The organism is Mesorhizobium sp. B264B1B (genome assembly GCF_020165765.1).
GTDB lineage: Bacteria > Pseudomonadota > Alphaproteobacteria > Rhizobiales > Rhizobiaceae > Mesorhizobium.
Window position 1 is genome coordinate 224,375 of sequence record NZ_JAIUIS010000003.1, and the last position, 14,760, is coordinate 239,134.

At 63.5% G+C, this 14,760-nt stretch carries 14 protein-coding genes; 3 read left to right on the plus strand and 11 right to left on the minus strand.

Annotation, left to right across the window (positions count from 1 at the left end; genetic code table 11):
- Window position 1: 1 nt before the first annotated feature.
- The 5 genes from LB547_RS07695 to LB547_RS07715 all read right to left on the minus strand — a co-directional run bounded on the left by LB547_RS07695 (window position 2) and on the right by LB547_RS07715 (window position 3,649).
- Window positions 2-805 carry a TrmH family RNA methyltransferase gene (locus LB547_RS07695; protein ID WP_140760075.1) on the minus strand — a complete coding sequence of 268 codons (804 nt, stop codon included), beginning with the start codon at window positions 803-805 and terminating at the stop codon, window positions 2-4.
- Window positions 806-944: 139 nt separating this feature from the next.
- Window positions 945-1,289, minus strand: coding sequence for an ArsR/SmtB family transcription factor (locus tag LB547_RS07700; RefSeq protein WP_140760683.1), 345 nt, complete (start codon window positions 1,287-1,289; stop codon window positions 945-947).
- 156 nt (window positions 1,290-1,445) lie between these two features.
- Window positions 1,446-2,225, minus strand: a complete 780-nt coding sequence (locus LB547_RS07705; RefSeq protein ID WP_140582207.1) for a HugZ family protein — start codon at window positions 2,223-2,225, stop codon at window positions 1,446-1,448.
- Between the two features lie 66 nt (window positions 2,226-2,291).
- Window positions 2,292-3,053, minus strand: a complete 762-nt coding sequence (locus LB547_RS07710; protein WP_140518304.1) for a 3-hydroxyacyl-CoA dehydrogenase — start codon at window positions 3,051-3,053, stop codon at window positions 2,292-2,294.
- A gap of 59 nt (window positions 3,054-3,112) precedes the next feature.
- Window positions 3,113-3,649 carry a GNAT family N-acetyltransferase gene (locus LB547_RS07715; RefSeq protein ID WP_140496094.1) on the minus strand — a complete coding sequence of 179 codons (537 nt, stop codon included), beginning with the start codon at window positions 3,647-3,649 and terminating at the stop codon, window positions 3,113-3,115.
- A gap of 286 nt (window positions 3,650-3,935) precedes the next feature.
- Between LB547_RS07715 and LB547_RS07720 the strand changes: the two genes are divergently transcribed.
- A complete protein-coding gene (locus LB547_RS07720) occupies window positions 3,936-4,934 on the plus strand; it encodes a glutathione S-transferase family protein (protein WP_140760078.1) in 999 nt (332 codons plus the stop codon).
- A 1-nt stretch (window position 4,935) separates the two neighbouring features.
- Here LB547_RS07720 and LB547_RS07725 read toward each other — a convergent pair whose 3' ends face one another.
- Window positions 4,936-5,433, minus strand: coding sequence for an NUDIX domain-containing protein (locus LB547_RS07725; protein WP_140556147.1), 498 nt, complete (start codon window positions 5,431-5,433; stop codon window positions 4,936-4,938).
- 53 nt (window positions 5,434-5,486) lie between these two features.
- On the opposite strand from LB547_RS07725, the gene LB547_RS07730 reads away from it, so the two are divergent.
- A complete protein-coding gene (locus LB547_RS07730) occupies window positions 5,487-6,410 on the plus strand; it encodes a metallophosphoesterase family protein (RefSeq protein WP_140496091.1) in 924 nt (307 codons plus the stop codon).
- Here LB547_RS07730 and LB547_RS07735 read toward each other — a convergent pair.
- The 4 genes from LB547_RS07735 to leuA form a co-directional block, all read right to left on the minus strand.
- On the minus strand, window positions 6,394-7,011 hold the full coding sequence (locus LB547_RS07735; protein ID WP_140496090.1) for a hypothetical protein: 618 nt from the start codon (window positions 7,009-7,011) through the stop codon (window positions 6,394-6,396). The genes LB547_RS07730 and LB547_RS07735 overlap by 17 nt on opposite strands.
- Window positions 7,012-7,121: 110 nt before the next feature.
- Entirely contained in the window at window positions 7,122-7,925 is an 804-nt protein-coding gene (locus LB547_RS07740) for an alpha/beta fold hydrolase (protein WP_140760084.1), read from the minus strand.
- A gap of 329 nt (window positions 7,926-8,254) precedes the next feature.
- Entirely contained in the window at window positions 8,255-10,030 is a 1,776-nt protein-coding gene (locus LB547_RS07745) for a tetratricopeptide repeat protein (protein WP_140728532.1), read from the minus strand.
- A gap of 182 nt (window positions 10,031-10,212) precedes the next feature.
- Window positions 10,213-11,949, minus strand: a complete 1,737-nt coding sequence (gene leuA, locus LB547_RS07750; RefSeq protein WP_140760093.1) for a 2-isopropylmalate synthase — start codon at window positions 11,947-11,949, stop codon at window positions 10,213-10,215.
- A gap of 541 nt (window positions 11,950-12,490) precedes the next feature.
- Between leuA and LB547_RS07755 the strand changes: the two genes are divergently transcribed.
- Window positions 12,491-13,567 carry a siderophore-interacting protein gene (locus LB547_RS07755; protein ID WP_140567155.1) on the plus strand — a complete coding sequence of 359 codons (1,077 nt, stop codon included), beginning with the start codon at window positions 12,491-12,493 and terminating at the stop codon, window positions 13,565-13,567.
- A 40-nt stretch (window positions 13,568-13,607) separates the two neighbouring features.
- Here the strand turns inward: LB547_RS07755 and LB547_RS07760 are convergent, their stop codons facing one another.
- A complete protein-coding gene (locus LB547_RS07760) occupies window positions 13,608-14,711 on the minus strand; it encodes an AbrB family transcriptional regulator (RefSeq protein ID WP_140524940.1) in 1,104 nt (367 codons plus the stop codon).
- Window positions 14,712-14,760 lie beyond the last annotated feature (49 nt).

A 14,760-nucleotide genomic window follows, 5' to 3' on the forward strand; every position in this document is an offset into this window, starting at 1 on the left:
TTCAGGCACCGCCGGCGCAGAAATGATGCAGGGCGATGGCGGATGCCGCCGCGACGTTCAGGCTGTCGAAGCCTTCCGACATGTTGATCCGAACAGTATTGAGACGGGCGAGCAGGCTTTCGGGCAGGCCGTGGCCCTCGGTCCCGAGGTAGAGTGCCAGGCGTTCGGCCGGCTTTGCATCGCGTATGTCTGATGTCCCGCGCGGCGACAGCGCAAATTGGGTAAAGCCACGCCGGTCGAGCGTCGCGGCGAACCGCGCGGTGTCGCTGAACGAGGCGAACGGGACCTTCAAGGCCGCGCCGACCGAAACGCGGATCGCCTTGCGATAGAGCGGATCGCAGCAGGTCGCATCCAAAAGGATCGCATTGGCGCCGAACGCGGCGGCGTTGCGGAAAATCGAGCCCATGTTGTCATGATTGGCGATGCCGACGAGCACCACGATCAATGCTCGGGCAGGCAAGCCGTCCAGCAGGGCCTCGGCCGGCTGGGGCGTCTCCTTGCGACCAATGGCAAGAATGCCGCGATGCAGGTGAAACCCGGCAATGGCATCCATCACAGCTCCGGCGGCGACATAGACCGGCAGGTCAGGAGATGCGTTGTGCAGGATTTTTTCGAGGCCGGCCAAGCGGTTCTCCAGAACCAGCACCGATTCGGCGCGGAAGCGCGCGGCCGACAGTAGGATGTCGAGCACCACCTTGCCCTCGGCAATGAAGCGGCCCTGTCGACCGGCGAGGTCACGCTCGCGGATGTCGAGATAGGCGGCGACGCGCGGATCCTGCGGATCGTCGATGTGGACAAGGATCATCTGAGCCTCGGCTGACAATCGGAATCGGTTGCCAAGAACACGATGCGCGGATGCAGTGTCAAAGTGTATTTTGCGCGCCCAGGATGGACGCACATTGCCGAAGGCCGCTGGCGGCGTAAACGTTTACGCGCCCAGCCGTTCAAGTTCCGGCGCGACGCAGCCTTTGTGCCATCTGGGACAGATCATCCTTACCGCTGCCGAAAATGCCGTCGAGCGTGGCAAGCAGTTCGCGCACAGCGTCGGATTTGCAGGAGTAGTAGATCATCTGGCGGTCGCGGCGGGTGTCCACAAGGTCCAGCGCCCGCAACCTTGCCAAATGCTGCGACAGGGCGGACTGGCTGAGCATCACCTTCTCGGCGATGGCTCCGACCGACATTTCACCGTCGATCAGATAACTCATGATCAAAAGCCGTTTTTCATTGCCCATCAGCATCAGAAATTCGGCCGCCGATCCGGCGTTGGCGATTAGCTTTGTCGAGATCATCGATCCCCCATGCTCTTTGCTCATCGAGGCACCATGGGGGCAATGGTGCCTGAATCCATAAACTCAGTTGTGAATGGTCGCCAACGAGTCAGCGCCACAGCCAAAGGGTAGAACATTTCATTCAAATCTCAAGCGTTGCTTTTGATCAAACGTAATTTAAGTGCGGTTATTTGGCGACGTTGCCGCCCGGCCGCTCTTGGCCATGTCGACCAAGACGTGCCTCAACTCATGCGCTGTGACCAAGGGCTGCGGAAAGAAGACCCTGCCGGCATCGTCGCCAGAGGCCAGATCCATGCCGTCGGCATCGAACCCGGCGATGACCCAGCCGTCGCCGGATGCCCGGGCAAAATGATGCGCGTAGAGGGCGACGGCGTCGAGATGGTCCGCATTCATGTGGTCGATCGCGGATTGCTCGCTGGCTGCCAGTTCCTCGACGATCGGCCCGTCGGTGATGAGATCGGTGCGATCAAGCAGGTAGGCCTTGCCGAAGCCGCCGTTCAGGCTGGCGCGCTGCGGTTCGAGACGAAAGATCGAAAAGTCGCCGAGGCCGGCATAGAGGCTGGCCTTCGGATTGTGGTTGAGATAGCGGCGTTCGGCGCGTGCATGCGCGTCCGATCCGCGCTCGATCCGCGCTGCCCGGCAGATCAGCGTCAACCGAGGATGCGCGAGCGGGTCGCCCTTGCCCGGCTCGCCGAGCAGCAGCGAACAGCGCGGGTCCGCAAGTATGGCGGGCGTATGGGCCGAAAGCTGCGATACCAGGATCAGCGGCGTGCCGTCGATGTCGGTGGCGACGCCGACCCGACTCGCCAGCGGCGAACCCGTTTGCGGCTCCAACACCGCCAAGGCGCCGAAGCGGGCGCGGCGCATGAGTGTCTTGGCCTGCCGGATCGCCTCGGCGTCGGTCTCGCGGATCACGTCCTTCGTTCGATCGGCCAAATGCTCGCCCTGCTAAGTTGATTTGGCTATTCCACTTATCAGACGATGGCGCCAGGCTGGCAAGTGCTACTTCGGAGCCATGCGAATGGCGCCATCGAGACGAATGGTCTCGCCGTTGAGCATCTGGTTCTCGATGATGTGCAAGGCAAGGGCCGCATATTCCGACGGCTCGCCGAGGCGCGAGGGGAAGGGCACCGCGGCGCCCAGCGAATCCTGCACCTCCTGCGGCATGCCGGCCATCATCGGCGTCCTGAATATGCCGGGTGCGATGGTGCAGACCCGGATGCCGGAACGGGCAAGATCGCGCGCCACCGGCAGCGTCATGCCGACGACCCCGCCCTTTGATGCCGAATAGGCGGCCTGGCCGATCTGGCCGTCATAGGCGGCGACGGATGCGGTGTTGACGACGACGCCGCGCTCGCCGCCCTGCAGCGGGTCGAGCTTTGCGGCGCGGTCGGCGACGAGGCGGATCATGTTGAAAGTGCCGATCAGATTGACTTCGATCACCTTGCGGTACTGATCGAGCGAATGGGGACCATCCTTGCCGATCGTCTTCACGCCGATGGCAATGCCGGCGCAATTGACCAGGATGCGCGGTTCGCCCAGCTTGGCCGCGACCTCGGCAAGCGCGGCAACACCGCTGTCGGCGCTGCCGACATCGCATTGGACGGCGATGCCGCCGATCTCGGCCGCCACCTTGGCCGCCCGATCGACGCCGATATCCAAGATGGCGACGCGGGCGCCCCTGGCGGCCAGCGCGCGCGCCGTCGCCTCGCCAAGGCCGGAGCCGCCGCCGGTAACAACCGCGACCTCGCCGTTTGGATTCATGGCGTCATCCTTTCACATGAGAGTCAGGCGTGGATCAGGCGCGCAATCGGCGCGAATGGTCAAGCCATCGCGGCAAAGTGCTCGGCGACCCTGGCCTGGTCGGCATGGCAGACCTCGCCCGTGAGCCTTGCAACCGCGCCCGGCATGATCTCGTGCGACAGCAGCCTGTCGAGATCGACGGGGCGTGGCATCGATATCTGGCCGCGCGGGATACGCTTGAAGCCGAGCGGTCCATAATAGGGCTCGTCGCCGACCAGCATGACGGCGGGCGCTCGGGCCTTGGCGGCCGCTTCCAGCGCGATCGCCACCAGCCGGCGGCCGATGCCGAGATTCTTGAAGGCCGGCCGCACCGCGAGCGGCCCGAGCATCAGCGCGCGTCCGGCGCCTGCGGCGATGCGGGTCATGCGAACTGATGCGACCACGAGATCGCCGTCCATGGCGACGAAGGACAGCGCGCGTTCATGCCCGCCGGCCTCGCGGATCTTGTAGGCGGCCAGCACAAAACGGCCGGGCCCGAAGGCTTCGTCATTGATGGCTTCGATCTGAGGGTCGTGCGCCGGAGTTTCCGGCAGGTATTCTACGTCGGCAAGGCTCATGGTCTTTGCGTTCCGGTACAGGAGGAAAGGTTTGCTGCAAACGGCAGCATTCGCCAATCAGCGCTTTATCAAGCGTGGGCGCCCTTTCGTCGTCGGTCGAACCGGATCAAAGCAAAATCGAACATGCGGAGTGTCCGCTAGCATCAATTTCCCGCCGCTGCAATCGGCGGTTTTGCAGGTAGAGAGCAACGGGCGCCGCGACGTGCTTGACGATCTGTTCAGCGCCCGGCGATTCCATGCAACGACTTGGAGCCCTACATGATGTACTAGACAGGAAGGACAAGCGATGGGATTGCTGGTCGAAGGCAAATGGCAGGACCGCTGGTACGACACCAAAGGCAGCGGCGGCAAATTCGTGCGGGCGCAGTCGCAATGGCGCGACTGGATCACTCGTGACGGGGCGCCTGCCGAAGGCCGCGGCCGCGGCCGCGGCTTCAAGGCGGAGCCCGGTCGCTATCACCTCTATGTCTCGCTTGCCTGTCCCTGGGCGCACCGAACGCTGATCTTCCGGGCGCTGAAGAAGCTTGAAGGCATCATCTCCGTGTCGGTCGTCCATCATTTCATGGGCGCCGATGGCTGGACGTTCCTAGCGCAGGACGGAGCCACAGGTGACACGCTCTATGGCCTGGACTTCCTGCACCAGATCTACACCAGGGCCGACCCTAACTATTCCGGCCGGGTCACGGTGCCGGTGCTGTGGGATAAAAGGGATGAGACCATCGTCTCCAACGAATCCTCCGAAATCATCCGGATGCTGAATTCAGTTTTCGACGCTTGGGGTGACGCCAACCTCGACTTCTATCCGCAGGCGCTACGCGGCGAGATCGACGCGGTCAATGCACTGGTCTATCCTGCCATCAACAACGGCGTCTATCGCGCTGGCTTCGCCACCACGCAGGCCGCCTACGAGCAAGCGTTCGGGGAGTTGTTCGCCGCGCTCGACACGCTGGAGCATCGGCTGTCGAATCAGCGCTATCTCGTCGGCGAGCGGATCACCGAAGCCGACTGGCGGCTGTTCACCACGCTGGTGCGCTTCGACCCGGTCTATGTCGGCCATTTCAAATGCAATCAGCGCCGCATCGCCGACTATCCCAACCTGTCGAACTATCTGCGCGATCTTTACCAGGTGCCTGGCGTAGCCGGCACGGTGAACCTCAATCATATCAAGTCGCACTATTACGGCAGCCACGAAACGATCAACCCGACGCGTATAGTGCCTGTGGGGCCGGAAATTGACTACGGCGCGGGGCATGACAGGGCACGGTTCGCCAAGGCGGCTGCCTGAACTACCAATAGGGTGACGGCGGCTTCCCGCCAAAAACCTCGGCGATGCGCCGCAGCGTTGCCGGGGTCGTACCCTGGGGCAAACGGTCGAGCGGAAAGAAACCGGCCTCGGCGATCTCGCGGTCCGGCAGTTTCGGGGCCGCCTGGCTGAATTTTTCGATCAGGTACAGGCCGACATGGTCGCGGCGGCTGGCGCGGCGGTTGAAATGCATCGAGCGCAGCACCGGCGGAGCGGTCAGCGTGATATTGCCCTCTTCCGCCAGTTCGCGCGCCAGCGCTTCGGCCATCGTCTCGCCGATCTCGACCCCGCCACCGGGAAGCTGCCAGCCCGGCACATAGGTGTGGCGGATGAGGAAGAGGGAGTTGGATGCCGTTTCGTGGATGAGCCCGCGCACGCCAAGCGTCATTGGCCGCCGCAGCACAAAGTAGAGATGGAACAGCCTGGCTCGCAGCCCCGGCCAGCCGGTCTGGCGCAAAGTGCTCTCGGGATCGGTCGTCATCAGTCGCGAAACCGTGGGTGGAAAGCCGCGTGCGCGTCGCCTATGAAAGAGAAATGTTCAGGCTCGCACATATTTCCGATATCCATTTGGGGCCACTCCCTGAAGTAACCTATCGCGATCTCGCCTCCAAGCGGGTGCTGGGCTACGTCAACTGGCAGCGCAACCGCCGCCGGCACATGCACGATGCGGTGATCGACACCATCGTGGCCGATATCAAGGCCAGCGCGCCCGATCACCTCGCGGTTACCGGGGATCTCGTCAACCTGGCGCTCGATGGCGAGATCGAGATGGCCAAGCACTGGCTGGAGACGCTCGGCTCGCCGCATGACGTGTCGGTGGTGCCGGGAAATCATGACGCCTATGTGCCTGGCGCCTTCGACAAGGTGTGCCGGTCCTGGGCGGCATGGATGACGGGCGACGGCGTCAACAGTCCGGTCGATCGCAATTCGTTTCCCTATCTGCGCGTGCGCGGCAATGTCGCGTTGATCGGCATCACCACGGCGCGTGCCACGGCACCCTTCATGGCCAACGGCTTCTTCATGGAAGGCCAGGCCGAGCGGCTGCGCAAAATACTCGATGCGACGGCGAAGCAAGGATTGTTCCGTGCGATCATGATCCATCATCCGCCGGTGCGGGGCGCCGTCCCGCAGCACAAGCGGCTGTTCGGCATCGCCCGCTTCCACAAAATCATTCGCCGGCACGGTGCCGAGCTCGTCCTGCATGGCCATTCACATCTGCCGTCGCTGTTTCAGATCGGCCCGCGCGACGCCAAGGTCCCGGTGGTTGGCGTCGCCGCGGCCGGCCAGGCTCCCGGCGGCAAGCCTCCGGCGGCGCAGTACAATCTGTTCGACATAGACGGTGAAAAAGGCGATTGGCGCATCCGCCTGACGCGGCGCGGCTTGACGGGGCCGGCGATACCACCTTCGGATCTGCAGACGCTCGAACTCGGGGCGCAACCGGCTATGGCCGCAAGCTGAGCCCCAGCGCCACGATACGGTCCCAGAACAGCACGATCGAAACCGCCAATCCCACCAGCGCGCCTGCGGCGATCAGGCCAAGGCCGGACAGGACGGCCGACCAGCCCTTGCTGCGCGGTGGCGATCGCAAAGGCGGCTCGGCTTCCGGCACCACGTGCCGCTTCATCCCGGGAACGGCAGCCTCGACGCCACCCTCCATCATTCTCTGACGTTCGACGATCCGCTCGGCGACATAGCGCGTCACGGAATCGGCAACCGGCTTCATCTCGCTCGATTCGGCCAGCACCACACGGCCGATGCGGGTGTCCTTCAGGAAACGGTAGGTGCGGCGGTCGCGCCCCATGGCGACATGGCTGACGGCGTCGATCCACAGGCGCGGCTGCAGACCGGACGAGACGACGAAGTCGAAACTGTCCATGTCGGCGGGAACGTCGGCAAAAACGGGCGCGAGTTCGGTGGCAAGAAGGTCGAGCCGCATGCGATGCGCCTCGCGCATGTCGACGACGACGTCGTCGCGATCGGCAAAGGCATTCTTTACATCGCGAATGGCATCGGACAATTTTCTCGACGGGTCGATGATCTTTTCGCCTGCATCCTTCATGGGCGTGGCCTCGCGGGTTTGGTTAACATGGAGTTAACACAGCCGCCGGCAAAATGCACTGGCGAGATCAATGCATCAAGGGTCGCCGTTGGCGGCGCAGACGGAAGAAGTCAGCTGGCCGCGGCGGACAGTTTCACCCGTTGCGGCCCGACGCGGCGATTGCTGTTGCGGCGAATGATCTCGGCGATCAGGTCGGGCGCTTCCTCGGCCAGCATATGGCCGGCCTCCAGCACATGGTGCACATGGAAGCGCTCCGGCGGGTCATCCACTTGGGTAAAGGGTAGAACGGCGTCATCCGATCCCCACGCCACCATCACCGGCATGTTCAGCGCATCGAGCCGCTCGCGCGGGATGACGCCCTGTCGATCGCTCCTGGTCATGGCGGCCGCGATCTCGACGAGCTTTTCGGTTTGTCCGGGGCGGCCGCGCATTTCGCACAGCAATTCGGCCATGCGACGCGAGGGCGCGGCTCGAGGGCCGGACATTTCGGCGAGGCAGGCCTGGACTTCGGCCAGGTCCTGCGCGCGGGCAAAGCGGCGCAACAACGGTCCATTGGTTTCGGGGCCAAAACCGCCCGGCGCCAGGAGCGTCAGCGAGGCGACTTTTGCCGGCTCCGCCAACGCCATCAGCGCTGCAACCGCGCCGCCCATCGAATGGCCGACGAGGTGGACGCGCTTGATCGCGCGTGCGGAGAGGTCGGCAAGGATGGCGTTTGCCGCGACCTTGGCCGGTCCGGCCGACGGAAAGTCGAGCGACAGGCCGTGTCCCGGCAGATCATAGGCCAATGTGCGTACGGAAGGCGGCAGCAAGGAGATCACCTCGCGCCAGACATCGTGGCTGCCGCCAAAACCATGCAGCAGGACGATGGTCTTCGAACCCACACCCCGTTCGTCGGCATAAAGTGATGAAGTCATGAAAGATTGAGGCTTTATTCGAGAAGGCGCGATGGAAATGTGGCTGAATTGCTCCTAGTCCAGAGCATTCGCCAGTAAAATTTTCGCGATTAGGCGATTGGCCGAACAGCGAGCCGGCTGCTGGTGGATGCCGCTCCCAAAAGCGACCTCGATTTGGGCGAACGACACGCACGAGCAAAAAGACCTAAGGCGTGTCGCATGAATCCGTTTCGACGCGAAACGCTTTTGGGCCTTTCATTATTCGATGGACTCGCTGTCCGCTTGAAGTCCTCATTTTCACGCAACTCCGGAAGGGAACCCGGCACTAGCTGCCCTGGAATGGCTCACATCTAGCTCGCGTTGAAGAGCCCGGCGGCACGCAAGGCGTCGACCAGCCGCTCGGTCAGATCGGCGGGATATTTTCTGTCGATGAAGGTTGCGCGCGGATTGGCGGCGAATTTCGGAAATTCGGTTATCAGCTCATCAAGCAGCCTGCGTGCCTGGTTGTCCCGACCGGCGATCTTGGCGCCGATCAGACGGGCGGCGAGATAGTGCGATTTCGCCGCAGTGGTTCTCAGAGCGCTGCTGGCTATCGCTGCCTTGCTGGTATCGCCCAGCATTAATTCTCCGGCGAAAAGCCCAAAGTCCCACCAGGTCGGGTGGCCGCTCGAGGCATCCACGGCATGCGCCAGAAGAGGTGTTCCTTCGGCGTACCGGCCGGCGAAAACCAGCCCGTAGCCATAGGCGGCGGCCATGGCGAGATCGTAGGGGTTAAGATCATGGGCCTTCCGCATCCATCGCAGGGCCTCGTCGGCATTGCCGAGGCGCGAATTGATGTAGCCGTAGGAGCGATGTGCGTACGGGCTGGTCGGCCCCATCTGCACGGCGCGATGGGCAAACGTCATCGCCTTCTCGATCGTTGCGTCCGGCGGGTAGGCGTAGTGGTCGGTCACGGCCTCCAAATGCAATGAGGCGAGTTCCGAATAAACCAGTGACGATTTCGCGCCACTGTTGGCAAGGGCTTCGAGGCAACGATAGGCGGTCTCGTGAGTCCTGGCGTTCTGGTCGAGATAGTACTTGTCGTTGAGCAGCAGGCACTGCGTCAGGCCGGTCTCCGCGCCGGACTGCTCGATGTAATTGTAGATGGTGCCAGAAGCGGGAAGTGCTGCACTGAGAATGCCGGATATGCGATCCTCGACTACGGTTGGTGCGCTGTCGGCGGCGGTCAGGTTGCGCGACAACAGCACCCGTCCGGACGCCAAGCTTTGCAGTTCGATGGTAACGTCGCCCGCATCTGGTCCAGGCAGGATATCGAAAATGAAACTCGTCGCATCGGCGACCGGATCGGCTTTGTTGACGGTGTTGCGACCGATGAAGTCGATCGTATCAAAGCTGCTCAGGCCGGCACGCAGCGATGCGGCGACGCGACTGGCATTGGGAGTGTTGGCCCTGAGGGCGATGTAGACGAGCGGCAGCGCTTCGACCATGGGCGACGGCGTGATGCTGCCGGTTTCGCCGGCGGTCTCGAACGTTGCCGGGATGTCGCCTCCCGCCAGCAAGGCACCGCCGCCCTGGCGCAGGATCAGAACGCCCAACATGGCGATAACCACGGCGATCGCGATCCAGAAGAACCTGAGATGGCGCGTCACCGAGAGGCCCGCCGCAGGAACCTGGCCGAGCAAGGCCGCCATGGGTGCGGCATCATCGGCGGCACCGGACTGTTCGGGCAGGCTGGCTGTCGGCTCTGCGTGACTGGCGGCTTCCGCTGCTTGCGGCAGGCGGATGGCATTGAGTTCGTAGGCCGGGACGTAACCGCCGCGCGGAATGGCTATGCGGACCGGCTCGGCAATGCCTTCATTGGCGAAATAATGTTGCAGCAGTTCGCGCAGGCGGCCCGCCTGCACCCGCACGACGGCATCGGTGGACGGATCGAAATCGCCGTCCTTGCCGAAAACATCCATGGCGATGGAAAAGCCCTTGAGCCTGTCGGCTTCCCCGGCCTGCTCGCGCTCGACGAGATAGCGAAGCAATTTGCGCGCGCGCTCGGATCTCCCGAACGTTTCGCTGGCAAGCAGTCGCTCCAGTGTCTCGCGCACTGCGGGGGCGGCAGGCGTGGCATGCTGCAAGTGTCGATCCTCTCGAAGTCGGCACAGGTTGAGGCGCGATCATATCGTTGCCGCACCACCGTACAAGCATACACGTATTATGCGATCGCGTACCACACCGGATAATTTCCCGGTGGTTAATGACACAAAAGTCGGGACCAATCGCTAAACGACGATGGTCCCGAATTCGTTCCAAGCCTGTATCAACCGGCTCTTTTGCCGATAATCCGGTTGGCGGCGGACACCACGGCCTCCAGCGAGGCAGCGACGATGTTGGTGTTGATGCCTGCGCCGAACAGCTTGCCGTCAGGATGTTCCATCTCGACATAGGAAATGGCCGAGGCGTTCGAACCGCGCTGCATCGAGTGCTCGGAATAGTCGAGCACCGACATATCGACGCCGACATGGCGCGACAGCGCATCGACGAAGCCGTCGATCGGGCCTGTGCCTGTGCCTGATATCGTCATCTCCTTGCCGTCGTCGATAATGACCGCCTCGACAACGCGCCGGCCCTTTACCTCGGTGTCCGGATAGGTGTGGTGATCGAGGAATTTCAGCCTGGCGCCCGGCTGGTCGACATAGGTATCGAGGAAGCGCTCATAGATGCGCCTGGCCGGCACTTCCTTGCCTTCGGCATCGGTGATCGCCTGGATTGCCTGGCTAAACTCGATCTGCAGGTTGCGCGGCAGGTTGAGCCCGTAATCCGCCTGCAGCACATAGGCGATGCCGCCCTTGCCGGACTGCGAGTTGATGCGGATGATGGCTTCGTAGCTGCGGCCGACGTCGGCCGGGTCAATCGGCAGATAGGGAACCTCCCACACTGGCGTGTTGGCCTTCTTCAGCGCCTTCATACCCTTGTTGATGGCATCCTGGTGCGAGCCGGAAAAGGCGGTGTAGACGAGTTCGCCCACATAGGGATGGCGCTCGGGAATCTTCAGCTGGTTCGAATATTCGTAGACATCCTTCATCCGGTTGATGTCGGAGCAGTCCAGCTTCGGATCGACGCCTTGCGTGTACATGTTGAGCGCCAGCGTGACGATGTCGACATTGCCGGTGCGCTCGCCATTGCCGAACAGCGTGCCTTCGACGCGATCGGCGCCGGCCATCAGGCCGAGCTCGGTGGTGGCGACGCCGGTGCCACGGTCATTATGCGGGTGCAGCGAAATGATCAGGTTCTCGCGCCTGTCGAGATTGCGGCACATCCACTCGATGCGGTCGGCATAGATATTGGGCGTCGACATCTCGACGGTCGACGGCAGGTTGATGATGAGTTTGTTGTCAGGCGTCGGCTTCACGATCTCGGTGACCGCGTTGCAGATCTCCAGCGCCACCTCGAGTTCGGTGCCGGTGAAGCTTTCGGGCGAGTATTCGAAACGGTAGCCGCCGCCGGCACCCGCTGCCATGTCGGTGATCATCTTGGCGGCATCGGTGGCGATGCGCTTGATGCCGGCAACGTCCTTCTCGAAGACGACGCGGCGCTGCAACTCGCTGGTCGAATTGTAGAAATGCACGATCGGGTTGGTGGCGCCTCTGAGCGCTTCGAAGGTGCGGGTGATCAGTTCGGGCCGGCACTGCACCAGCACCTGCAGCGAAACGTCGGCCGGTACGCTGCCCTCTTCGATGGACCAGCGGGCGAAGTCGAAATCGGTCTGCGAGGCCGAAGGAAAACCGATCTCGATCTCCTTGAAACCCATGTCGAGCAGCAGCGCGAACATGCGCGCCTTGCGTTCGTGGCCCATCGGGTCGATCAGCGCCTGGTTGCCGTCGCGCAGGTCGACCGAGCACCAGATTGGCGTCTTGTCGATCACTTTCGAGGGCCAGGTCCGGTCGGTGAGGCCCACGATTGGATAGGGTTGGTACTTGCGGGCGGCGTCCGGCATGCCGCCGTTCTGCTGGCCCGCCGGGGCCTCGCTTACGCGGATTTCTTCTCGTGCGTTCATCGTCGTTTCTCCCGGCGACCCTCGAATCCGCCTTCAGGCGGATGGGTGGCGAGTGGCGCCTTTACCAGTTTTTCGTTCGCTTGATGTGACTGCCAAGGAGCATGCGCTTGCGCGGCGGCTCGACCGCCGGGCGCTCCTTCAGCGAACCCGGCGATCGCCGATAAGGCCGAGAAGAAGCAGCGTCGAGGCAAGCGCGCGCACGGTCTCGCCGGCAAAGCCGGTCTGACGGGAAGCGGTGGTGGCGCGCGTGTTCATGGCGGCTTTCATACAGGAGCGGCCAGCCGGAGGCAAGCCGTACCGAAAGCCATGCCGACAGCCGGGCGCGTGCCGGGCCACGTTCCGTCTGACGTCGTCGCCGACGTGCGTGCCCTTCCAACAGGCCGAGGCCGGACCTGGCCGCCAACGGGACGTAGCGGTTCAATATATAAGATGACTTATGTATTCAAGTTTCTGTGGAAACTTCGGAACGTCTATGGCATGCCGCTGCCGGCGCGGCCCTCCTGCGGCCGATTGCTTCAAACCGTTTCGAAAGACGCGAACGATGGACCAACTGCGAGCGCAAACCCGGATCAGCGATGCGGCGATCAGGTCGGTGATGGACCGGCTGCGCACCGAGCACAGCGAATTCGAGGTCGAGACCGGTGTTGCCGATCGATGGGAACTTCGCCTGTACTACGGTTCGCTGAGCGCGGCACTCGAGGGCGACTCCATGCTGATCCGCGTCTCGGCCGTAGACGAAACCTGCCTGTCCTACATGAAGATGACGGTCGCCGGCCACGTCGCGCAGCATCTCGGAACGACGAGCGGACTGCGCTGGCAAGGCGACGGCAGCGACACCGGCACCCCGATCTTCTTCCGCGAAATCACGGTGGTGTCGTCAAAGCGGATTTCTCCGCACATGCAGCGCCTGCGCTTTGCAGGCGATGATCTTGGCCGGTTTACCCATGGCGGCCTGCACATCCGGCTGCTGCTGCCGCCGCGGGGCAGGCCGCCCGTTTGGCCCTCGATAGGCGCCGACGGCCTGCTTGTGTGGCCTGCCGGTGAGGATGCGCTCACCGTCCGCATCTACACGATCCGGGCGGTGGATCCGACAAGCGGTTGGCTCGATGTCGATTTCGTGCTGCACCCCGGCCATGACACGCCCGCCGCCACATTCGCGCAGAACGCGGTGGCGGGAGACGTCATCGGCATGATCGGGCCAAGCGGCGGCGAGACGCCGACGGCGCCGACCCTGCTGCTGGTCGGCGACGACACAGCGCTGCCGGCAATTGGCCGGATTCTGGGGGAACTGCGGCCGTCAACCCGCGTCGAGGCGCTCATCGAGGTCGATGGCCCGGACGACCGCATCGCGCTGGCGCAAGGCGACAACATCGAAATCACCTGGCTTTACCGGCACGACCGCGCGGCCGGCACCGCCGGCCTGCTGGCGGCCGCCCTGCGCGAGCGCAGCCACATGGCGCTTGCCGATAACCTCTACGTCTGGGCCGGATGCGAGTTCACGGACTTCCGCGAGATCCGCAAGATCGTGCGCAAGGAGTGGGGCCTGGGCCGCGACCGGCACCTGGTAACGGCCTATTGGCGTCGCGACGCGCAGGCCGAGGGCGACGACGAGGATTAGGATCGATCCATAAGTATGCCGGCAGCCGGGGCGGAGCAGCCTATTCCTTCACCGCGCGCGCTACCAGCCGCGCGATGCTCGGGCCGACAAGCAGCACGATCAGGAAACGCGCCGACTGGAGCGCCATGATGAAGGAGATGTCGACGTTCTGGGCGGCGGCGGCGATGATGGCGACGCTGTCCATGCCGCCGGGGCTGGTCGCGAGATAGGCGGTCAGCGGATCGATGTCGAGCAGATGGCTGATCATGAAGGCGAGGCCGCCGCAAAAGGCGATCAGAGCCACGATCGAAGCGACGATCTGCGGCAGGGCACGTGTCGCATGGCGCAGGATCGGCCTTGTGAAGTTCAGCCCGATCGACCATCCGACCATGGCGTAACTGACAGCCAGCAGCCAAGGCGGCAATTGCATCGGCACGCCGAGGCCAAGGTGGATCACCGCGCCGAAGATGAAGGTGCCCAGAAAGGAGGGCGAAGGCAACCGGCAAAGCCTTCCCGCCAGCCCGCCGACCAGCGCGATGCCAATGGTTGCTGCTAAGGCTTGGGCATCGATCGGCGGAAACCAGATAATCGGCGGGATTTCGACGCCTGACGTGTCGACCCACATCTTGGCGACAATGGCCGCCGTCATCGAGACGAAGATGACACGCAGATACTGCATGAAGGCGACGAGGCGCTGGTCGGCGCCGAAGGCGCCGGCCATCAGCACCATTGCGGTGGCCGCGCCTGGGGAGGATCCCCAGACGGCGGTCGTGCCGGGCAGGATGCGCCACCGGCTGATCAGCCAGCCGAGCAGGCTGGACGCCGCGACGGTGGCTGTCACTGCGCCGAGGAACAGCGGCCATTCGGCATAGAAGACGCGAAAAATGTCGGCCGAGATCGAAGCGGCGATGAGGCAGCCGACGATCGCCTGGGCGGAGCCGAACAGAAGCCGCGGCACGCGCACGGTAGCGCCGTTGGTGCCGGCGACGATGGCCGCCAGCATCGGCCCGATGAGCAGCGCCGCCGGCAGCGCGGCCAGTTCGAGCGCACCGGCAAACAGCACGGAAATGACGAGGAGGGCCAGCCATTGCCAAGGCTTGCGCATGCGCGCCATGCGCTCGACGGCCGGCTGGCCAGGAGACGGCTGCTTGGGCGAGGAATCCATGTTCTGGTCTTAGACTGAGCGGTAAGGGATGCGAACCCCCGCTGCATCG